The 17,786-nt window shown below is 71.8% G+C and carries 24 protein-coding genes; 11 read left to right on the top strand and 13 right to left on the bottom strand.

Annotated features, from left to right (window positions below; genetic code table 11):
* Positions 1-127 precede the first annotated feature (127 nt).
* The 10 genes from JOL79_RS29170 to JOL79_RS29125 are packed head-to-tail and all read right to left on the bottom strand — an operon-like array spanning position 128 to position 5,722.
* Positions 128-517 (bottom strand): gas vesicle protein K, encoded by a 390-nt coding sequence (locus JOL79_RS29170; protein ID WP_307848796.1) that lies wholly within the window; start codon positions 515-517, stop codon positions 128-130.
* Positions 498-746, bottom strand: a complete 249-nt coding sequence (locus JOL79_RS29165; RefSeq protein WP_210159117.1) for a gas vesicle protein — start codon at positions 744-746, stop codon at positions 498-500. Before JOL79_RS29165 ends, JOL79_RS29170 begins: the two co-directional genes overlap by 20 nt.
* Entirely contained in the window at positions 736-1,602 is an 867-nt protein-coding gene (locus JOL79_RS29160; protein WP_210159116.1) for a GvpL/GvpF family gas vesicle protein, read from the bottom strand. The genes JOL79_RS29165 and JOL79_RS29160 overlap by 11 nt, the downstream gene beginning before the upstream one ends.
* The gene (gvpJ, locus tag JOL79_RS29155) at positions 1,595-1,978 is read right to left on the bottom strand and encodes a gas vesicle protein GvpJ (protein ID WP_210159115.1); all 384 of its coding nucleotides are present in this window, start codon (positions 1,976-1,978) and stop codon (positions 1,595-1,597) included. The genes JOL79_RS29160 and gvpJ (JOL79_RS29155) overlap by 8 nt, the downstream gene beginning before the upstream one ends.
* Complete coding sequence (gvpO, locus tag JOL79_RS35670; RefSeq protein WP_210159114.1) at positions 1,975-2,418, bottom strand: gas vesicle protein GvpO; 444 nt, start codon at positions 2,416-2,418, stop codon at positions 1,975-1,977. Before gvpO ends, gvpJ (JOL79_RS29155) begins: the two co-directional genes overlap by 4 nt.
* 7 nt (positions 2,419-2,425) lie before the next feature.
* A complete protein-coding gene (locus JOL79_RS29145; RefSeq protein ID WP_230985675.1) occupies positions 2,426-2,659 on the bottom strand; it encodes a gas vesicle protein GvpG in 234 nt (77 codons plus the stop codon).
* 10 nt (positions 2,660-2,669) lie between these two features.
* Positions 2,670-3,473 (bottom strand): GvpL/GvpF family gas vesicle protein, encoded by an 804-nt coding sequence (locus JOL79_RS29140; RefSeq protein WP_210159113.1) that lies wholly within the window; start codon positions 3,471-3,473, stop codon positions 2,670-2,672.
* A 1-nt stretch (position 3,474) separates the two neighbouring features.
* Complete coding sequence (gvpJ, locus tag JOL79_RS29135) at positions 3,475-3,888, bottom strand: gas vesicle protein GvpJ (RefSeq protein ID WP_210159112.1); 414 nt, start codon at positions 3,886-3,888, stop codon at positions 3,475-3,477.
* A gap of 19 nt (positions 3,889-3,907) precedes the next feature.
* Entirely contained in the window at positions 3,908-5,074 is a 1,167-nt protein-coding gene (locus JOL79_RS35195; protein WP_210159111.1) for an SRPBCC family protein, read from the bottom strand.
* Positions 5,075-5,080: 6 nt separating this feature from the next.
* A complete protein-coding gene (locus JOL79_RS29125; protein WP_210159110.1) occupies positions 5,081-5,722 on the bottom strand; it encodes a hypothetical protein in 642 nt (213 codons plus the stop codon).
* A gap of 348 nt (positions 5,723-6,070) precedes the next feature.
* On the opposite strand from JOL79_RS29125, the gene JOL79_RS29120 reads away from it, so the two are divergent.
* Genes JOL79_RS29120 through JOL79_RS29095 form a run of 6 tightly spaced genes read left to right on the top strand, consistent with a single transcriptional unit; the run spans position 6,071 to position 8,712 of the window.
* Positions 6,071-6,568 carry an Asp23/Gls24 family envelope stress response protein gene (locus tag JOL79_RS29120; protein WP_210159109.1) on the top strand — a complete coding sequence of 166 codons (498 nt, stop codon included), beginning with the start codon at positions 6,071-6,073 and terminating at the stop codon, positions 6,566-6,568.
* Complete coding sequence (locus JOL79_RS34635) at positions 6,565-7,005, top strand: Asp23/Gls24 family envelope stress response protein (RefSeq protein WP_230985674.1); 441 nt, start codon at positions 6,565-6,567, stop codon at positions 7,003-7,005. Before JOL79_RS29120 ends, JOL79_RS34635 begins: the two co-directional genes overlap by 4 nt.
* A 2-nt stretch (positions 7,006-7,007) precedes the next feature.
* Entirely contained in the window at positions 7,008-7,208 is a 201-nt protein-coding gene (locus JOL79_RS29110) for a hypothetical protein (protein ID WP_210159108.1), read from the top strand.
* Positions 7,205-7,531: an Asp23/Gls24 family envelope stress response protein gene (locus tag JOL79_RS29105; protein WP_210159107.1), complete on the top strand. Its 327-nt coding sequence runs from the start codon at positions 7,205-7,207 to the stop codon at positions 7,529-7,531. The genes JOL79_RS29110 and JOL79_RS29105 overlap by 4 nt, the downstream gene beginning before the upstream one ends.
* Positions 7,506-8,117, top strand: a complete 612-nt coding sequence (locus tag JOL79_RS29100; protein WP_210159106.1) for a DUF6286 domain-containing protein — start codon at positions 7,506-7,508, stop codon at positions 8,115-8,117. The genes JOL79_RS29105 and JOL79_RS29100 overlap by 26 nt, the downstream gene beginning before the upstream one ends.
* A gap of 28 nt (positions 8,118-8,145) precedes the next feature.
* Positions 8,146-8,712: a hypothetical protein gene (locus JOL79_RS29095; RefSeq protein WP_230985673.1), complete on the top strand. Its 567-nt coding sequence runs from the start codon at positions 8,146-8,148 to the stop codon at positions 8,710-8,712.
* On the opposite strand, the gene JOL79_RS29090 is transcribed toward JOL79_RS29095, so the two are convergent.
* A complete protein-coding gene (locus tag JOL79_RS29090) occupies positions 8,672-9,067 on the bottom strand; it encodes a DUF488 domain-containing protein (protein WP_307848795.1) in 396 nt (131 codons plus the stop codon). The genes JOL79_RS29095 and JOL79_RS29090 overlap by 41 nt on opposite strands.
* 214 nt (positions 9,068-9,281) lie before the next feature.
* On the opposite strand from JOL79_RS29090, the gene JOL79_RS29085 reads away from it, so the two are divergent.
* Entirely contained in the window at positions 9,282-10,406 is a 1,125-nt protein-coding gene (locus JOL79_RS29085) for a glycoside hydrolase family 12 protein (protein WP_210159104.1), read from the top strand.
* A 77-nt stretch (positions 10,407-10,483) separates the two neighbouring features.
* Here JOL79_RS29085 and JOL79_RS29080 read toward each other — a convergent pair whose 3' ends face one another.
* Positions 10,484-11,389 (bottom strand): LysR family transcriptional regulator, encoded by a 906-nt coding sequence (locus JOL79_RS29080; RefSeq protein ID WP_210159103.1) that lies wholly within the window; start codon positions 11,387-11,389, stop codon positions 10,484-10,486.
* Positions 11,390-11,650: 261 nt separating this feature from the next.
* Between JOL79_RS29080 and JOL79_RS29075 the strand changes: the two genes are divergently transcribed.
* Together JOL79_RS29075 and JOL79_RS29070 are read left to right on the top strand one after the other, a co-directional pair.
* Positions 11,651-13,033, top strand: a complete 1,383-nt coding sequence (locus JOL79_RS29075; RefSeq protein ID WP_210159102.1) for a sensor histidine kinase — start codon at positions 11,651-11,653, stop codon at positions 13,031-13,033.
* A 136-nt stretch (positions 13,034-13,169) separates the two neighbouring features.
* Positions 13,170-14,189, top strand: a complete 1,020-nt coding sequence (locus JOL79_RS29070) for an XRE family transcriptional regulator (RefSeq protein WP_210159101.1) — start codon at positions 13,170-13,172, stop codon at positions 14,187-14,189.
* Here JOL79_RS29070 and JOL79_RS29065 read toward each other — a convergent pair.
* Positions 14,131-14,793: an LmbU family transcriptional regulator gene (locus tag JOL79_RS29065; RefSeq protein WP_230985672.1), complete on the bottom strand. Its 663-nt coding sequence runs from the start codon at positions 14,791-14,793 to the stop codon at positions 14,131-14,133. The two genes, JOL79_RS29070 and JOL79_RS29065, sit on opposite strands and share 59 nt — an antisense overlap.
* 212 nt (positions 14,794-15,005) lie before the next feature.
* On the opposite strand from JOL79_RS29065, the gene JOL79_RS29060 reads away from it, so the two are divergent.
* Together JOL79_RS29060 and JOL79_RS29055 are read left to right on the top strand one after the other, a co-directional pair.
* Positions 15,006-16,142, top strand: a complete 1,137-nt coding sequence (locus JOL79_RS29060; RefSeq protein ID WP_210159100.1) for an acyltransferase family protein — start codon at positions 15,006-15,008, stop codon at positions 16,140-16,142.
* Complete coding sequence (locus JOL79_RS29055; protein ID WP_210159099.1) at positions 16,142-17,770, top strand: ABC-F family ATP-binding cassette domain-containing protein; 1,629 nt, start codon at positions 16,142-16,144, stop codon at positions 17,768-17,770. The genes JOL79_RS29060 and JOL79_RS29055 overlap by 1 nt, the downstream gene beginning before the upstream one ends.
* Positions 17,771-17,786: the final 16 nt, after the last annotated feature.

The raw sequence follows: 17,786 nt of genomic DNA, 5'->3' as shown, positions 1-17,786 counted from the left end.
TTCACGTGGAAAGTGCCTTCTGAACTGGTGCGGACAGGACTCTAGACAAGCCCAATCCTCCCAGCTCAAAGGCACTTTTCTCATGTAAACGATCAAGCCCGCTCAAATTCGCCGCGAAAGCCCGAGGCTAGGGCGGGCCGGGCCGGTCGGTGGGAAGGAGCGTTCCGAGCGGGCCGAGGTCGAGGTTGAGATCACTGGGCGACAGGCCGAACCGGTCACACAGTTCGGTCATGGCCTCCTCCAGCCGCATCAACGTCAGGCCCAGCGTCTCGATCTGCTCGTCGGACAGGTCGCCCTGGTCCATGCGCCGGACGCACTGCCGCTCCACGAGCTGGCGGATCAGCTCCACCAGCGTCAGGACCAGGCGGCCGAGGTCGCGCCGCACCGCCTCGGGATCGGTGTTGAGACGCCACTGGCCGGTCGCGGCGTCGCGCACCAGGCCCTTCGGCTCGCGGCCCGGCTCGCCCCCATGCTCGTGGCCGGGCACGCCGCCGGGGTCATGGCCGGGGCGGCTCACACCCGCCCGCCGTCTCGTCCGTGTCCCGTACGGACGCCAGCAGCGCGCGCAGCGAGATGCGGACCAGTTCGATGTCGGCGATGGACAGCACGAGATCTCCGGCGACCACCACGCCACCCGCGAGCAGGCGGTCGAGGAGGTCGACCAGGGCGACCCGCTCGGGCGGCAGCCCCCGTTCCGCGGCCAGTGTGGTGCCCCTGGGCGTGCCCCCGGGGGTGTCAACGCCCATCGGAGCCCTCCTCCGGCGTGTCCGCGCCTGGACCCGTCGTCCCCGTACCGGGATCCGTATCGAGATCCAGAGAGGTGAAGGAGTAGGGCGCCCACGGCCCGGTCAGCTCCACCTCCATCCCCTCGCCGCGGAAGGCCGCGAGAGCCTCTGAGAACTCCGGCTCACGGGCGGGATCGAGCAGATAGGCGCCGTTCAGCACCATCACGTCGTCGCGGCCGGACAGGTGAGGGTCCTGCGGCCGATGGCGGCACGCGCCGTCGGCGATCTCGCCCAGGGCCGCGTGCAGCCGCTCCGCCCGCTCGGCGGCCGACCGCCACGCCTCCCGCCGGCCGCGCAGGCTCTCCTTGCGCTGCCGCAGGTACGCCGTCCCCGGGCTCTCGGCCGTGCCGTGACCGGCCCCGGCTGGCCCGGACGCCGCGGATTCCGAGGCGGGGCCCTCGGGCGGCCGCTCGGGGGGTCTGGTCGCGTACGCCTTGACTCCCCACTCCCGCCGCCCGGAGACCCGGCAGAGGACGCGGAGGAAGTCGGCCCGGCGGCGGGTGAGCAGGTCGCCCACCTGGTCGAGCCCGTGATAGACGGTCACCAGCCGGACGGGGGCGACCGGCGTGCCGGTCGACAGCGTCTCGACCACGCGATGATGAGAGCGGGCCACATCCTCCACCCAGTCGAGCTCCTCCAGCAGGCGCCGCAGCGGCTCCTCCCCGAACTGGTCGAGCGGCACCTCGCTCACGTACGCGGCCAGCCCGGCCCTCCGAACGGCGGTCACCTCGTGACCCAGCACGCCGCGCAGCCCCTCCGGGGGGGCCCGGCCCGTGTCCTGGGTCACCGCGTAGAGATACACGCCGATGTCACTCACGCCGTCGCTCCACTTCGCGTGGCCATTCGCTCTCGCGGATCTCCCCGAGGCGGTCCTCGACGGCCGCGAGGCGCTGCCTGAGCCTGCGGTTCTCCTCGATCAGCTCCCGGTCGCGGCCGCTCAGCCAGGGGTCGTGCTCCCACCAGTCGATGCCGAGCTCGCGCGCGGTGTCCACGGACGCGATGACCAGCCGCAGCTTGATCGTGAGCAGCTCGATGTCCAGCAGGTTGACCCGGATGTCTCCGGCGATCACGATCCCCCGGTCGAGCACCCGTTCCAGGATGTCGCCGAGGTTGCCCGCCTGCCTGCCGCCGCCGGCGGAGACCGACGGCGGGTACGACTCGCGCAGCACCGGGCGCGGCCGGGGTTCGGTCATCGCGGCGGCCCCTCGCCGCACTCGCCGGTGCCGCGGCGGTAGCGCCGCGTGCGCCGGTACGACAGCAGGTTGCCGTCGCCGTCCATCTCGGCCTCGTAGGTGGCCAGCAGGTCGCCGGAGGACGGGATGCGGTGGTCCTCCAGCACCTCGACGTCCACGACCCAGCCGTTCTCGACAGGCTGGACGAGCGTGACCGCCTCCGCTTTCCTCGACGTCAGGCCGGAGATGTGGCGCAGCCCCGCCTGGCCCGCCGTGACGGCCGTGAGCGCGCGGCGGCGCGGCTGCGGCGGTGCTTCGTACGCCTCTTCGTACGCGTCGTCCCCGTATGACGGCTCGTCCGGTTCGTAGGGAGCCTCGTCGTAGGCCGGCTCGGGCCTGCGGCGCGGTCGCTCACCTCGCCGCTCGGCCCCTCCTCGTTCGGCCTCTCGCCTCGGTGGCACCGGATCGTCACCCTCCCCTCGTGCCCGACATCAACCGCAGGACCTCCTCCACCGCCTGGGCCTCCTCCTCTTCGGTGATCTGGCCGGTCCGCCTGGCCTCCTCGATGGCCTCCAGGCGGCGCCGTACGGCGGCGGGGTCGCGCAGCTCGTGCTCGACCTGCTCCTGGATCAGCTCCCCGAGCCGGATCACCACCCGGACCGGGGCGAGGGGCAGACCGAGGATCGCGCCGAACAGGCCCATCGCGTCTCCTCTAGCGCTCCGTCACGATGAAGTCGTACGGCGCCATCGGGCCGAGCAACCGCACCTCGGCCCGGTCCTTCCACTCCCGGCGCAGCTCTTCGAGCGTGCGCTCGAAGTCGGCCTGCCGCTCGCTCTCCACCAGGAACGCGACATGGGCGGCGTCCCGCTCGTGCGTCGGCTCCCGTACGGCGGCGGCCGCGGTGCAGCCGGAGAACCGGTCGAGGACGTCCTCCGTGTCGGACTCCCGTTTCGCCGCGACCGCGTAGGTGATCACTTCGCCGAGGCGGATGCGTTCGTTGCGGGTGGCGTCTTCCGGCAGATCCCTGATGCGGTCGCGCAGCCGGCGGGCCTCGGAGTTCTCCTCAAGCACCTCCAGCAGCACCGGCCGTTCCAGGTACCGCGCCCTGACGATGTACTGCGTGCGGCCCTCGATCTCCTTCAGCGCGGCGGCGAACTGGTCGTGGTGCGGGGCCAGCAGTTCCCCGACCACCGCCTCCGGAGTGGTCATCACGGCGCCGAACCGCAGCGGCAGCACCGGCACCTCGGCCGCCGCCTCGTCGAGCAGCCGTTCGTGGGCGACCAGGTCCTGCGCGCGGCCGAGCGGCCGGTCCGCGTCGACCTCGCTCACGAGCGCGCCGATCTCGCCGTGCCGGACGAGCCGGACGCGGCCGGGCGGCTCGCCCACACCGACGGCGTCGTCGCTGATGTCCACGTCCTCGGGGACGATGCCGTAGACGTAGCAGGCCACGTTGCGCCGTTCGTCGGAGGGGCGCGCGGCGCCGGTCCTCCCGGGAGCCTCCGTGGAACTCGACATGTCAGTCCTCCTCCCGCCGGCGCCGCGACCGGGGCGCGGGCTCCTCCGCGTATCCCGAGACCAGGTCCTGCAGCTTCTCGCCGGCCGCCTCCAGCACCCCCTTGGCCACGCCCTTCGACTTGTTCTTCGCGACTCCCTGGGTCACGTCGCCGATGAGCTCGGGCAGCCCCTCCTGCGTCTGGGACAGGTCGAGCCGGTTCACCGCCTCGGCGAACCGCAGATAGGTGTCGACGCTGGCCACAACGACGCGCGCGTCGATGGTCAGAACCTCGATTCCGACGATCGAGACCCGGGCGTAGGCGTCGATGACGAGACCCTTGTCGAGGATCGTGTCGATGACGTCCGCAAGGCCCGACCCCGTCGAGCCGCCGGTGAGTCCTCCCCCGCCGCCCGTCGGCGGAACGGCTACGGTCATTCCTTCCCCCTCCTCCGTGTCACTCGTCCCCGGTGGCTCGGCGGCGGCCCGCCGACCGGGACGCCGGCTCCTCCGATGGGCGGCGCCGCCGTATGGCGCTGTGCCGGACCGGGTGCCGCCGGGGCTCGCGCCCCTCCGCGACCTCCTCGTACGGCTCCTCGCGCCCCTCGGCTCCGGCCTCCTCGTACGGCTCTCCGGCCTCCTCGGCCTCCTCGGGCTCGTACGGCTCCTCTTCCTGGGCGGCTTCCTCGGGCGCCCTGCCACGCTCGCCCTGCTGCTCCTCGCGCAGGGCCGTCTCGTGGTCCTTGACCACCTTGCTGTCGCGGATCTCGCCCCGCCAGCCCTCGATCTCTTCCGGGTGCAGCAGGACGTTGGCCATCACGTGCCGCCTGAAGTGCTTGAACTCCAGGCGCGCGCGCCGCCCCTGGGCGCGCCACAGGTTGCCGGTCCGCTCGAACAGGCCCTGCGGGTGATATTCGAGCACCAGGAGCACCCGGGTGAGCTCCGGCGTGATCTCGTGGAAGGTCACCGCCCCGTCGACGTATCCCTTCGGGCCCTGCGAGCGCCAGATGATCCGGCTGTCCGGGACCTGTTCGACGATGGTCGACTCCCAGGTGCGGTGAGACCACCAGACCTGGGCCTTCCAGCCGATCTTCTCGTCGGACTTCTGCTCGACGGTCTCGACCTTCTTCATGAAGCTGGGGAAATCCTCGAACTGCGTCCACTGGTTGTAGACCAGCCGGATCGGGGCGCCGATGTCGAGCTGCTCGACGATGTTGGTGACCTTGAGCTTCTTGCCCTTGCCGCCCTTGCCGCCGCCCGCACCGCCGCCGAAGACCCCTTTGATCTTCTCCTTCGCGTAGGCCATGACCGCCGCCCCGATGGGGTGACCGCCGCCTCCCTCGCCGCCGGTGAACCGGCTCACCAGGCCGCCGAGCAGGCCGTGGCCTCCGTCACCCCCCGTGAAGCGGCTCGCGAGGCCGCCGAGCAGGCCGCCGCCTCCGGTGGCACCGTGCTCCACGTAGTTGGTCAGCCGCCCCGCCAGGTTGTCCACCTTGTCGGTCACGGACGACAGGGCCCGTTCGCCCAGGGCGGTCGCGATGTTCTGGAACTCCGCCTTCAGCCGGTGTGTCGGGAGCCCCGCGCCCGCCTCTCGGACGGGCGCCTCTCGGACGTCCTCGCTCATCGGGGTTCACCTCCGTGACCGGGTGACCGGCCGGGTCGGGCGCGGACGGGGCCTCGGCCGCTCCTCGGGTTCGGGCCCCTGATCCTCCTCGTCGTACGGCTCCTCGTACTCCTCTTCCTCGGCCTCGTAGTCTTCGACCGGCTCCGGCCTGCGCGGGGCGGGGCGCCGGGCGCCGGGGCGAGGGACGCGCCGGGCAGCCGGCTCGCGCTCCTCCTCGTCCTCCCGGCGACCTTCGCGGCGGCTCTCCCAACGGTCTTCCGCACGACCTTCCGCGCGACCTTCCGCACGGCCCTCGGGACGGTCTTCTCGACGGCCCTCCGGACGGGGGGCCTTCGGGTGGCGCAGCGCCTCGGCCCGGTCGTGCAGTCTGTCGCTGAGCGCGTCGATCTGGTTGCTGGTCGCCCGCAGCGCCGCCGCCTTGCCGACGTCCACCAGGTCGCCGCGCACCCGCTCGGTGAGCTTGCTCAGCTCGGGGGAGCTGCCGAGAATCTTGGTGCCCTGCTGCAGGATGTTCCCCAGGGCACCCTCTCCGCGCAGCCGACCGGCCAGGATGGCCAGCGCCAGCGTGAACGCGAAGCGCAGCTTGTGATGGCGCCCCAGGTAGTAGCCCGCGATGACCGCCAGGGCCACCTTCAGTCCGTCTTTCATGATCGCCCCTCCCCGGGGTTCGCGGCACGTGCCCGTAAGGCCCGGCACCCGTCTGCGGCGGCAACGCGCGCTCCCGGTCCGCATGCCCTAGAGATGGACAAGGAAACTCATACAGGTCTATAACGGACAGATTTGGGGCTGGCCGAGCCGCGATTTGCGTGGTGTCCCACGGGCGCCCCGCCGGGGATGCCGGGAGCACACCGGACGCCGGAAGCCTTGGCCCGATGCGTGGTTTTCGATGACCCAACCTCGCCCTGCCTGTACCGATTACCCTCCGCAAACCGGGTATTACGAGGACGAATCGAGGGAAACTCCTCGGAAGCCGCAGGGTCGAAGCGGGGGAATCACATGACGGAGACCAACACGCCAACCGGCGGCGGCGTGACAGTCCAGGAGAAGCGCCAGAGCCCGACGAGCCGCACCGGGACGGCGACCGCACCGGCCGGAACGAGCCTCATGACGGAGCGCGGCCGGACGACCATCGCGGACGTCGCGGTCGCGAAGATAGCCGGAATGGCCGCCCGCGAGGTGCGGGGCGTACACGACTTCGGAACGGGGACCGCCCGCGCGATCGGCGCGCTGAAGGGACGTCTCGGAGCCGAGGACGGCGTCACTCGCGGCATTGCGGTGGAGGTCGGCGAACGGCAGGCGGCGGCGGACATCGACCTGATCGTCGATTACGGGGTCGCGATCCCCGACCTGGCGGACGCCGTACGGAGCAACGTGATCAACGCCGTGGAGCGCATGTGCGGGCTGGAGGTCACGGAGGTCAACATCACCGTGGACGACGTGCATCTGCCCAGGCAGGAGGAGCCGCAGGGCGGTGAGGAGCCGCGGGTCCAATGAACGCACGGGCGGCCAGGACCGGTCCGTCCGGTCAGGGCGGAGAGGGCAGGGCGGAGGCGCACCACGTCAGGACGGGAGCGAGCGCCAGAGCCCGCCGATCCGGCGGCGAGCCTGATCGGGGTGCCGGGGCGACGGCCCCCGAGCGGGAGGCAGGGGCCAGGGAACTGGCGGAACGCGTGCTTTCCTGCCCGGATGTGGCCCGGCTGTCCGGCGGGCCGTTCGGGACGGTCGCGACGTATCTGCCCGGATTCCTGATCCCGGGCATCGCCCAACGGGAGGACCACATCGAGGTGCATGTCGTGGCCAGGTACGGGCGTCCGCTGCCGGAGGTGGCGGAGGCCGTGCGGGCCGCGATCGGCCACCTGGCCGGCGAGCGCCGTGTGGACGTCACCATCGCCGACGTCGCGGGCGCCGGCGACCTGCGAGAGGAAGAATGATCATGGAGGAGTTTCCCGTATGGGCGCTGGCCGGGCTCGTGTTCGGCACGGTACTCGGGGTGGTCGGGGCGTTCGGGGGCCTGAGCGCCTTCCTGATCGTCCTGGTTCTCGGCGTCGTCGGCTTCTTCGTCGGCCTGGTGCTCGAAGGCGGCGTCCAGATGCCGACGCTGCACTCCAGACGGCAGTCACCGGGACGCACATGAGCACGCCGGGCGGGCGCGGGACGACCATCGTGTCGGACCGCGCCTTCATGAAGATCGCGGAGCAGGTGGCGGGGGAGGACGAGCACGTCGCCGACCGGCCGCACGTGTCCGGCACGGTGGCCGGGTCGGTCGCGGCGATCCACCTCGACCTCGCGGTCCGCTATCCCACGTCGGTCGCGGGGCTCGCGCACGAGCTGCGCGAGCGGATCCGCAGCCGGATGCGGGAGCTGACCGGCATCACGGTGGAGAACATCGACATCGAGGTGGTCCGGCTCGTTCCCGGTCAGAGGAGGGACGATGATCACAGGCGGCACCCGGTCTGAGCGGCCGGAAGGACTCTTCGTGCCGATGCGCCGCCCCGAGAGCAGGGGCGTGGCGCGCGCGTTCCGGCCGAGGCGGGCCGTACCCGCCGCGATCGCGTCGCTGGCGTTGCTGGTCGTGGGCGGGCTGACCGCGGTCCACGTGATCTCCGCGCTGGTCGGCCGGCCGGTGCGGGTGGTGCCGTACGAGCGGGCGGCGCGCTGGGCGAGCACGACGGCCTGGGCGGACGGCCGGGCCCTGGCGCTGGTGAGCGCCGTGGCGCTGATCGGACTGCTCCTGCTGGCGGCCACCGCGTTCCGCGGCCGTGCGCGGTTGGTGACGCTCAGGACGGGCGATCCCGATCTGGCGGTCGGGGTGTCGCGGCGCACGTTGTCGAACGTGCTGTCGGCTGCGGCGTCCCGCGTTCCCGGGGTCCTGCGGGCGCGGGCCCGGGTCCACGGCAGGCACGCGGACATAAAGGCCAGCACCGGTCTGCGCGACACCACGGCCATGCGCGAGCGGGTCCGCGCCGCCGTCGCCGCGGAGCTCGACCGGCTCGCCCCCGCCCGTCCGATGTCCGTGCACGTGAGAGTGGACGGCCCCGCGTGAGCGGGCGCCGTACCGGAAGGAGGCCGCGGTGAACCGGAAGGTCAACCGGACCGGTCTGGCCATCCTCGGGCTGCTGCTGCTCGCCGGGGGCGGGCTCGCGATCGCCCGCGGGGTGGGGGCATTCGGGGCGCGGGCGGCGAACCAGCCGATCTTCTCGCCGGCGACGTCCGCCTTCGTCGCGGGCAGCTCGTGGTTCTGGCCGGTCGTGGCCGCCGTGAGCGTGGTGATCGCACTGATCGGGCTGGCCTGGCTGCTCGCCCAGCTGCGGATCGACCGGCTGCGCCGGGTGCGGCTGGAGGAGAGCGCCTCCGGCGTCACCGAGGTCGACGGCGGTCCTGTCGGCGCCGCGCTGGCCGATCAGGTGGGGCGGTATCCGGCGGTCCGGCGCGCCCGGGCCGTGCTGCGGGGACGGCCCGACGCCCCCCTGCTCGACCTTGGCGTCTCGGCGCGCGAACCGGCCGACCTGAGCGACCTGGTGACGCGGCTGCACGAGGAGGCCGTGCCCGACGTGCGCGGCACGCTCGGCCTGAGCCGCCTTCCCACACTCGTACGGCTCAGCGTCGAGCGGGGGACCCGGACCCGCGAGGTGCGCTGAGCCGGTCGGACGGACCGGACAGCAGCTCCGCCAGGATGGCGGCGTTGCTGTGTTCGACGTCCCGCGTCGAGGTGAGCAGGGTCAGCGGCCCCGCCTCCGCCAGCTCCCTGAGCCGGTCGAGTACGGCCCGGCGGGCCGGTTCGGCCAGCTCGGCCTCGTAGCGGTCGCGGAACTCCCCGAACAGCTCGGGCCTGTGGCCGTACCAACGTCGCAACTCGCCGGACGGCGCCACATCCCGGGCCCATTCGTCGAGTCGCGCCTCCCCCTTGGGCAGCCCACGCGGCCAGAGCCGGTCGACGAGGACGCGGGCGCCGTCGTCGCCGGTGGGATCGTCGTAAACGCGGCGCACTCTCACGCACCGCACCTTCGGTGCCGGCATCACGCACACCTGCCTTCCCCAGAGCGTCCGCTCACTTTCACCGTACGGCGGACCGTCTCGCGGACGGGCCGCTCACGAGGTGAAAATTTCACCTAGATCACCCGTGTCGTCCCAGGCCAGTCGTGGTTCTCCGGCCGTCGGCAGAGGCCGTCCATGTCCCCGGCCGCCCGGTCGTGCCTATGGTCCGGGCATGAAGATGCGAATGATCACGGCGAGCCTGGCTCTGCTCGGCTCGGTCGCCGCGTCGCTCGTCGTCGGTCAGGCGGCGCGCGCGGACACGACGATCTGCGAGAAGTACGGCAGCACCACCGTTCAGGGCGGCAAGTACGTCGTCATGAACAACGTGTGGGGCAGCAGCGCACCGCAGTGCATCAACGTCACGAACAGCGGCTTCACCGTGACGCAGGCGGGGCACAACAACACGGGCGGCACGCCGGCGGCGTACCCGGCCATCTACGCGGGCTGCCACTACGCCAACTGCTCCACCGGCAGCGGGCTGCCGATGCAGGCGAGCAGCAGCCAGTTCAACAACGTGCAGACAAGCGTCAGCATGAGCTACCCGGGCTCGGGCATCTACGACGCCGCGTACGACATCTGGTTCGACCCGACCCCCCGCACGGACGGCCAGAACACCGGCGCCGAGATCATGGTCTGGCTCAACCACACCGGATCGGTCCAGCCCGTCGGCTCGCGCCGGGCCACGGTCAACCTGGCCGGGGGGACCTGGGACGTCTGGGAAGGCAACATCGGCTGGAACGTCATCTCCTACGTCCGGACCTCTCCGACCAACTCGATCAGCTTCCCCGTCCGCACCTTCTACGACGACGCGGTGAACCGCGGCTACGCCCAGCGGTCGTGGTACCTGACCAGCGTCCAGGCCGGCTTCGAGCCCTGGGTCGGCGGCACGGGTCTGGCGGTGAACAACTTCAGCTACAGCGTCGGCGGTTCGGTGAGCAGCCCCTCTCCCAGCGCGTCGGCGAGCCCGCGTCCGGGCGGCGGCGCCTGCCGCGTCACCTACAGCAAGAGCGAGTGGCAGGGCGGCTTCACCGCGAACCTGACGATCGCCAACAACGGATCCAGCGCGATCAACGGCTGGACCCTCGGCTTCACCTTCCCCAACGGCCAGCAGGTGACCCAGGCCTGGAGCGCCACGGTGACGCAGAGCGGATCGTCGGTGACCGCGCGGAACATGTCCTACAACGCCTCCATCCCGGCCGGGGGCAGCACCTCCTTCGGCTTCCAGGGCACCTGGAACGGCGCGAACGGCAACCCGACGAATTACACCCTCAACGGCACCGCCTGCACCGCCGGCTGATCACCTGATCGGCTGATCCGTCCCGCACGCGACGGCCGGACGCCGGGGTTCCGCCCCGGCGTCCGGCCGCTTGGCGTTCAGCGGTATTCCACGGACTCGGCTCTCGTCTTCGCGTAGCGGGCGACGAACTCCCGGAAGCGGCGGGCCGCCGTGGTCGCCGGCTGGGTGGTGTCCCACGCGATCCCGACCGGCCGGTACGCGCCGCTGTCGGCGATCGGGATCATCCGGACTCCGGGCGGCGGCGGGGTCCGGTCGCCGGCGGGGAGCACCGAGACCCCGAGACCGCTGGCCACCAGGCTCTTGACGGTGGGGAAGTCCTCGGCCTCGGCGACCACGATCGGGGTCACGCCGGTGCTGTGGAGGAGCGGGCGAATGATCCCCCGCAGCCCGATCGTGTGCCGGAGGAGGATGAGCGGCACGTCGACGATGTCGATCACCTTTACCTCGGACCGGCACGCCAGATGGTGGTCGGCGGGCACCACCAGATGGAGCGGCTCGTCCATCAACGGCAGCCAGCTGATCTGGGGCCCGGGCGGCCGGGGAGCGGTGAGGATCATCTCCACCATCCCGGCGAGCAACAGCTTCAGCATGCCCTCGGGCGTGTCCTGCCGCAGGACGAAGCGAACATCGGAGAACTCGCGCTGGTAGGCCCCCAAAACCTCGGGGACCAGCCACGACGCGAAGGAATGGGCGAACGCGAGGCTGACCGGCTCGCGTGGCGGCGCCATCAGGCTCGTGATCCGGTCCTGTGCGACGTCGAGCTCGTCCAGGGCGCGCCGCGCGTGCCGCCGGAACACCTGGCCGTACTCGTTGAGGCGCAGGCGCTGGTGGTTCCGGTCGAACAGCTGCACCCCCACCCCTCTCTCCAACCGGCGCAGGGCCCGGGAGAGCGTCGACTGGGTGATGTGCAGCCGGTCCGCCGCCTGAGTCATGTGTTCGGTCTCGGCGAGTTCCAGGAACCACCGCAGCTCGTCGATGGTCATATCCCCATCATGCGCCGGACGCATGAACCGAGGGCGATGCGGTCATTTCCCTTTTGGCGAGTTTTACGGCAATCCTTGGTTGGGGCAACAGGGGACCCCCTAGGCCCGGGATCGATAGGAGTGAATCGACGGCGATCGACGGCGGATACTGTATACAGTATGTGTTACGCGTCCTGCCCGTGCGGGACGCTGCGCATGCTGAGGAAGGGACAGGCCTTGATCAGGATGTCCACAATTCGATATTGGGCGTGGCGAGCCATGATGGTCGTTCGTCCACGCTCGATCCGCGGGCGCATCACCGCTCTGGTGACGCTCGTGGCCGTGCTCCTGCTGTTACCCATGGGCCTCGCCGAGGCCGAGCTCGGGCACCAGGCACTCACCGACGCGATCTGGCTGGAAGACCGGCAACAGGCCGTCCTGACCGCGGCGGCGTTCCGGGTGGGCCGCCTTACCCATCCCATCGTGCCGACCGTCGCGGGCATCGACCTCGTCCAGGTGGTCGCGCCCAATCACCTCGTCCTCGCCGCCTCGAAGGCCGCGGGCGGCAGGCCTCCGCTGGCCTCGGTCCGGCCCGCGCCGGGCGATCCGGAACGTGACGTGCAGACCTGTGTTCTGAACCGGTGCGTACGGCTGACGGCGCTGCGTGTCTCCCCAGCCGTCGAGTCACCCGTCGTCTACGCGGGCAGGACGGTCGCGGGCCTCACGTCGTCGGGCGCCCTCTCCAAGATCTTCGGCTTCCAGAACGCCACACTGACCGTTCTCGCCGCGCTGGCCGCCTGGACGATCACCGGCCGGACGCTGAAGCCGGTGGAGGCGATCCGCGCCCGGCTCGCCGTCATCAACGGCCACAACCTGAGCGGCCGGGTGCCCGAGCCGTACGGACAGGACGAGATAGCCCGGCTCGCCCGGACGGTGAACGGCACGCTGAGCCGCATCGAGGACGCCAAGCGCCACACCGACCGGGTCATCGCCCAGCAGCGGCAGTTCGTCGCGGACGCCTCCCACGAGTTGCGCACCCCGCTCGCCGGGCTCCGCGCCGAGCTGGAGGAGGGGCATCTACACCCCGAGCAGACCGAGCTGCCGACCCTGATCGAGCGCGCGCTCGTCGACGTTGACCGGCTGGAGTCGATCGTCTGCGACCTGCTGCTGCTGGCGCGGATCCACGCCGGCGCCGGCAAGACGCGCGTGCCCATCGACGTGTCTGAGCTGATCCGCACCGAGCTGGCCCGGCGGTCCGACCCGCTGCCCGTCCGGACGTGCCTTGAGCCCGGCGTGGTGGTCTCGGCCGTCCGCGGGCAGCTCGTCCGCGTGCTCGCCAATCTGATGGACAACGCCCAGCAACACGGCAGGACGCACGTGCTGGTCGAGTTGCGGTCCGCGGGCGATTACGCCGAGCTGGTGGTCGCCGACGACGGGGCGGGCATTCCCGCGCAGGACCGGGAGCGGGTGTTCGATCGGTTCGTCCGGCTGGACGCCGCCCGCAGCCGCGACCGTGGCGGCACGGGGCTCGGGCTGGCCATCGCGAGGGAGATCGCCAACGCGCACGACGGGACGCTGGAGGCCGGGGAGACGTGCCGTGGCGGGGCCCGCCTCGTGGTCCGGCTGCCGATCGCCGAGGACGTGATCAGGAGCCAGGTCTCCTGAACGGTGTTCATTCGATCGCCGCTTGTAGCAAATAGGTGTGCGATGTCCCGTACAGGGGTGAAACATCCTGGTTGATTAGACACGCAAGTATCACTACTTTTGCGCGTGTCCACTGGGGCATCGACGGGAGTGGTCCATGGACCCGACGACGTGGCCTGATCCCCAATCCGCGCGGGACCAGACCGAATTCGTCGACGCCCTGCGCCGGCTTCGCACCGGCACCGGCCTCAGCTACCGCGAGCTCGCCAAACGCGCCGCCTCGGCCGGTGAGTCGCTGCCCATCTCGACGCTTTCCGCCGCGCTGACGCGCGACAGCATGCCCCGCCCCGAGGTGGTCAGGGCCCTGGTCCTGGCCTGCGGCGGCGACGAGGAGACCGTGGCCGGCTGGCTGGCCGTACGGTCGCGGCTGCTCGCGGCCCCCTCGACGCGTGAGCCCGACGCGGGGAGTTCCTCGATGCCTGGGGAGCCGCCGAAGGCGCTCCGGAGAGGGCGGCGCGGTGTCCTTCTCGCCGTCCTGGCGTTCGTGCTCGTCGTCGGCGCCTGGCTGGGCGGCCGGTGGCTGGTGGCCGGCGAGTCCGACCGAGGCGGGGAGCCCGAGCGTGCCGGCGGCGGATATCCCACTCCCGGGCCCACGGATCCCGCCCAGGCGTCCAACGCAGGGCCCGCGCTGGGCGTCGGCCCCTACCGGGTCCATGTGGACAGCACCGGCCTGTGTGTCGGAGAGGGACCGGAGCTGTACAAGAAGTCCGATCGCATCGTCCTCGGTCAGCACGACTGCGCCACCGCGGGCCCGCCGATAACCCTGGAGCCGGTCGGCGGCGCGGTCTACCGGATCATCCTGCATCACCCGCAGTACGGCCCGGGGTGCATGACCGTCGACCTGGGCGGGAAGGGGCCCGGCCTACTGCTCGCCGGCGGCGCCTGTGAGCCCGACCGCCCCGACCAGCGGTTCACGATCGAGGCGAGCGGCAAGGGCGACGGCTACCGCATCCGCTCGCTGTCCGGCCCGCAGTACTGCGTCGGCGTGCTGGAGGCGAGCAGGGAGAAGGGCGTCCAGCTGGTCCAGCAGCGGTGCGCCTCCGGCCGCCACCAGGTGTTCACGTTCGAGCGGCGCGATCCGCCGCCTCGTCAAGGGTCCGCACCACCCACGCCGTGAAGTCGCAGTCGGCCCGTGCCGCGGCGTCCTCCCAGCTCGACCGTTGTTCGACGGACGCCTGCACCCGGATGACTGCCTCCGCGGAGAGCGCGTCCGTCCCGTTCGTACGGTCCGCCCTGATCCGCCTGCGCAGCTCGTTGCGCGACCAGCCCTCGTGCTCGGCCTGGTCGAGCCACCAGTCCTGCTGGTCGGCGGACAGCGCGGCCACCTCCGCGTGGTGCTGGAGGCTGAGGCGGGGCCGTCGTCGCGAGACGTCGACCTTCTTGGCCACCCAGGCGTAGTTGCGGAGGGTCTGCAGATCGAGAGAGGTCCGCTGGACCGCCAGCCGGTAGCGGTCGGGATATTCCTTCTGGCCGTAGACGAGCCAGTCGCCCAGCCACCAGTTCGACGAGTCGGAGATGAGGCTGATCTGCTCGCCGATACGCTGCCACTCCTCGACCGGAAGCTGGGCGGGCAGCCGCAGCCCCGTCCGTCTCGTCTCGGCGACGCGGTTGACGCCGAGCCGTTCCTGCGGGGCGGGTGGATAGCCCCGCCGGCGTACCGGAGTGTTTCCCGGCGCGCCGGCGCGCGCGCCCGCTGGAATCACTCTCATGTCTGTCGTCATCGGCGCTCCTCGCTCGGCGTGGTGTCCCCGTCGCAGATGTCCCGGCCTGAACGTTCAGGCTGGGTGCCTGAACGTTAGGGCCGTGGTCCCGCCGGCAGGCTCCGTTCCGCCGTTCGGAACTGTTCGGAACAGTTCCCGCCCGGCCAACCAGCGGGAACGGGTGAAAGGGCCGCGCGCTGCGGGCGGCCGGTGGATCCCCTAGAGTCGGTCCGGTGTCCCCCGCTCCCCGGCTCGCCTGGCTCGACGCGCTCCGCGGACCCGCCGCGCTGGGCGTGGCGCTGCACCACTCCGCCTGGACGTTCATCCCGGGGGCCTGGGCGGCGGTGGACGGCAGGATCGACGTCGGGACGTGGGGTGTCTTCGTCTTCTTCCTGGTCAGTGGCTATATCATCCCGGCCTCACTGGAACGCGGGGGCGACCTGCGGGCCTTCTGGATCGGCCGGGCCTTCCGCCTGCTGCCGCTGCTGACCGTCGCCCTCGTGCTGGCGCTCCTGCTGGCCCGTGCCGGCGTCTTCGATCTCCATCCCGGCCTCGCGACGCGCCCCCTGCCGCTCTCCGTGCTCGGCAATCTGACCATGCTGCAGGAACTGCTCGGCGTGCCCGCTGTGATCAGCGTCATGTGGACCCTGTCGTACGAGATCGCCTTCTACCTGCTGACGGCCGGGTTGTTCGCGGTGCGGAAGGAGCGGAGGTCGGCTCCCGTCGCGATCGCCCTGGCCATGCTGGCCGTGCCGCTCGGCGCCCTGCTGCCGCGTCCGGCGATCGGCGGCCGGGCCGACGTGGTCGCCGCTCTCTTCGGGGTGGCGGTCGCCTTGGCCGTCGTCGTGTCGTCCCGCGCGTCCGGCGGCCTCCGGGTGGCCGCCGCGGCCGGGGGCGGGGTCCTCGGGCTCGCGCTGGTGATCCTGGGCAGCCGGATCGGCGCCTGGCAGGGGCTGATCATCCTTGCCACGATGTTCGCCGGGACCGCCGTCCACCGGGCGGAGCAGGGCACGATCCGGCGGCGCACCGCCCTCGCCGCCGTGCTCACCGTGCTCGCCTGTGGTGTGTTCGCCAAGCACGACCCCGGCTGGGCTCCGGCCATCCTGCTCGCCGCCGCCGTCTTCGGGGTCGCGTACGCGCTGCGGCGACGGCGCTTCCCCCGGTGGCTCACCGAGCTGGGAGTGATCAGTTTCTCGCTCTACCTACTGCATCCGCTGCTGCTCCGCCTGGCCCCGAACCTCCCGGTGTTCTTCCTCGTCCTGGTGCCGCTCGCCTACCTGACCCATCGCCTGATCGAGGCCCCGGCGCAGCGGCTTGGCCGGCGACTCACGGCGCCGCGCCCGCGCGCTGCCGATAGCCTGGTCCCCTGATGAGCGCAACCCTCGTCGTCAAGGATCTCGCCGCCGGCCACGGCGACCGCGTGCTGTTCTCCGGTCTCGACCTCGTCGTCGCGCCGGGTGACGTCGTCGGGCTGGTCGGCGCCAACGGCGCGGGCAAGTCCACGCTGCTGCGCCTGCTGGCCGGGCTCGCCGCGCCCGAACAGGGGTCCGTACGGGTCAGCCCGCCGTCGGCCGCGATCGGCTATCTGCCGCAGGAGCCGGAGCGGCGGCCAGGGGAGACGGTCTCGGCGTTCCTGGCCCGCCGGACGGGGGTGGCGGACGCCCAGCGCGCCCTCGACCTCGCGACCGAGGCGCTGGCGAACGGCGACCCCGGCGACGCGTACGCCGAGGCGCTGGAGCGGTGGCTCGCACTCGGTGGCGCCGACCTGCCCGATCGCGCCGGCGAGGTGGCGGCCGACCTCGGGCTCGCGGTCGACCTGGATCAGCCGATGACCTCCCTGTCCGGCGGGCAGGCCGCCCGGGCCGGTCTCGCCTCGCTGCTGCTCAGCCGCTATGACGTGTTCCTGCTCGACGAGCCGACCAACGACCTCGACCTCGACGGCCTGGAACGGCTGGAGCGCTTCGTGTCCGGCCTGCGCCCGGGGGTCGTCGTGGTCAGCCACGACCGCGAGTTCCTCGCCCGCACCGTGACCGGTGTCGTCGAGCTCGACCTCGCGCAGCAGCAGGTCAACGCCTACGGCGGCGGTTACGAGGCCTACCTGCGGCAGCGCGAGGTGGCGCGCAGGCACGCCCGGGAGAAATACGAGGAATACGCCGCCACCAGGACCGACCTGGAGGCGCGGGCCAGGACCCAGCGCGCCTGGATGGAGAAGGGCGTCAAGAACGCCCGCAGGAAGGCGCCCGACAACGACAAGCTCGGCCGCAAGTTCCGCAGCGAGACGACCGAGAAGCAGGCGGCCAAGGCGCGGCAGAGCGAGAAGATGATCGAGCGGCTGGAGGTCGTCGAGGAGCCGCGCAAGGAGTGGGAGCTGCGCATGGAGATCGCCGCCGCGCCCCGCTCGGGCGCCGTGGTGTCCACTCTGCGCGGCGCGGTGGTGCGCCGGGGCACCTTCACCTTGGGCCCGGTCGACCTGGAGATCGGCTGGGCGGACCGGGTCGCCGTCACCGGTGCGAACGGGTCGGGCAAGACCACGCTGCTGGGCGCGCTCCTCGGCCGGGTGCCCCTCGCCGAGGGCAGCGCCGCCCTCGGCCCCGGTGTGGTCGTCGGCGAGATCGATCAGGCCCGGCTGCTGTTCGAAGACGACGCGCGGCTGCTCGACGCCTTCGGCGAGGCGGTCGGGCTGCCCACGGCCGACGTGCGCACCGTGCTCGCAAAGTTCGGCCTGCGCGGCGATCACGTGCTACGCCCGACGGCGACTCTGTCGCCCGGGGAGCGGACCCGGGCGGCGCTGGCGCTGCTCCAGACCCGCGGGGTCAACCTGATCGTGCTCGACGAGCCCACCAACCACCTCGACCTGCCCGCGATCGAGCAGCTGGAGTCGGCCCTCGACGGCTACGCCGGGACTCTGCTGCTCGTGACCCATGATCGGCGGCTGCTCGACGCGGTCAGGGTCACCCGCCACCTGCGGGTCCGCGACGGACGGGTGACCGAGGACTGACCGCGTGGGGCCGGCC

Source organism: Microbispora oryzae (assembly GCF_017896165.1).
Classification (GTDB): domain Bacteria; phylum Actinomycetota; class Actinomycetes; order Streptosporangiales; family Streptosporangiaceae; genus Microbispora; species Microbispora oryzae.
The sequence above is the reverse complement of the archived record's forward strand: the minus strand, read 5'-3'. Positions and strand labels throughout refer to the sequence as shown.

Excerpts from the sequence above, each read along its gene's own strand:
- JOL79_RS29145 (WP_230985675.1), bottom strand. The coding sequence starts at position 2,659 with ATGGGCCTGTTCGGCGCGATCCTCGGTCTGCCCCTCGCCCCGGTCCGG.
- JOL79_RS29120 (WP_210159109.1), top strand. The coding sequence starts at position 6,071 with ATGACGGAGACCAACACGCCAACCGGCGGCGGCGTGACAGTCCAGGAG.
- JOL79_RS29080 (WP_210159103.1), bottom strand. The coding sequence starts at position 11,389 with ATGACCATCGACGAGCTGCGGTGGTTCCTGGAACTCGCCGAGACCGAA.
- gvpJ (WP_210159112.1), bottom strand. The coding sequence starts at position 3,888 with ATGACCGTAGCCGTTCCGCCGACGGGCGGCGGGGGAGGACTCACCGGC.
- JOL79_RS35195 (WP_210159111.1), bottom strand. The coding sequence starts at position 5,074 with ATGAGCGAGGACGTCCGAGAGGCGCCCGTCCGAGAGGCGGGCGCGGGG.
- gvpJ (WP_210159115.1), bottom strand. The coding sequence starts at position 1,978 with ATGACCGAACCCCGGCCGCGCCCGGTGCTGCGCGAGTCGTACCCGCCG.
- JOL79_RS34635 (WP_230985674.1), top strand. The coding sequence starts at position 6,565 with ATGAACGCACGGGCGGCCAGGACCGGTCCGTCCGGTCAGGGCGGAGAG.
- JOL79_RS29105 (WP_210159107.1), top strand. The coding sequence starts at position 7,205 with ATGAGCACGCCGGGCGGGCGCGGGACGACCATCGTGTCGGACCGCGCC.
- JOL79_RS29110 (WP_210159108.1), top strand. The coding sequence starts at position 7,008 with ATGGAGGAGTTTCCCGTATGGGCGCTGGCCGGGCTCGTGTTCGGCACG.
- JOL79_RS29065 (WP_230985672.1), bottom strand. The coding sequence starts at position 14,793 with ATGACGACAGACATGAGAGTGATTCCAGCGGGCGCGCGCGCCGGCGCG.
- JOL79_RS29070 (WP_210159101.1), top strand. The coding sequence starts at position 13,170 with ATGGACCCGACGACGTGGCCTGATCCCCAATCCGCGCGGGACCAGACC.
- JOL79_RS29055 (WP_210159099.1), top strand. The coding sequence starts at position 16,142 with ATGAGCGCAACCCTCGTCGTCAAGGATCTCGCCGCCGGCCACGGCGAC.
- JOL79_RS29075 (WP_210159102.1), top strand. The coding sequence starts at position 11,651 with ATGGTCGTTCGTCCACGCTCGATCCGCGGGCGCATCACCGCTCTGGTG.
- JOL79_RS29085 (WP_210159104.1), top strand. The coding sequence starts at position 9,282 with ATGAAGATGCGAATGATCACGGCGAGCCTGGCTCTGCTCGGCTCGGTC.
- JOL79_RS29140 (WP_210159113.1), bottom strand. The coding sequence starts at position 3,473 with ATGTCGAGTTCCACGGAGGCTCCCGGGAGGACCGGCGCCGCGCGCCCC.
- JOL79_RS29125 (WP_210159110.1), bottom strand. The coding sequence starts at position 5,722 with ATGAAAGACGGACTGAAGGTGGCCCTGGCGGTCATCGCGGGCTACTAC.
- JOL79_RS29100 (WP_210159106.1), top strand. The coding sequence starts at position 7,506 with ATGATCACAGGCGGCACCCGGTCTGAGCGGCCGGAAGGACTCTTCGTG.
- JOL79_RS29165 (WP_210159117.1), bottom strand. The coding sequence starts at position 746 with ATGGGCGTTGACACCCCCGGGGGCACGCCCAGGGGCACCACACTGGCC.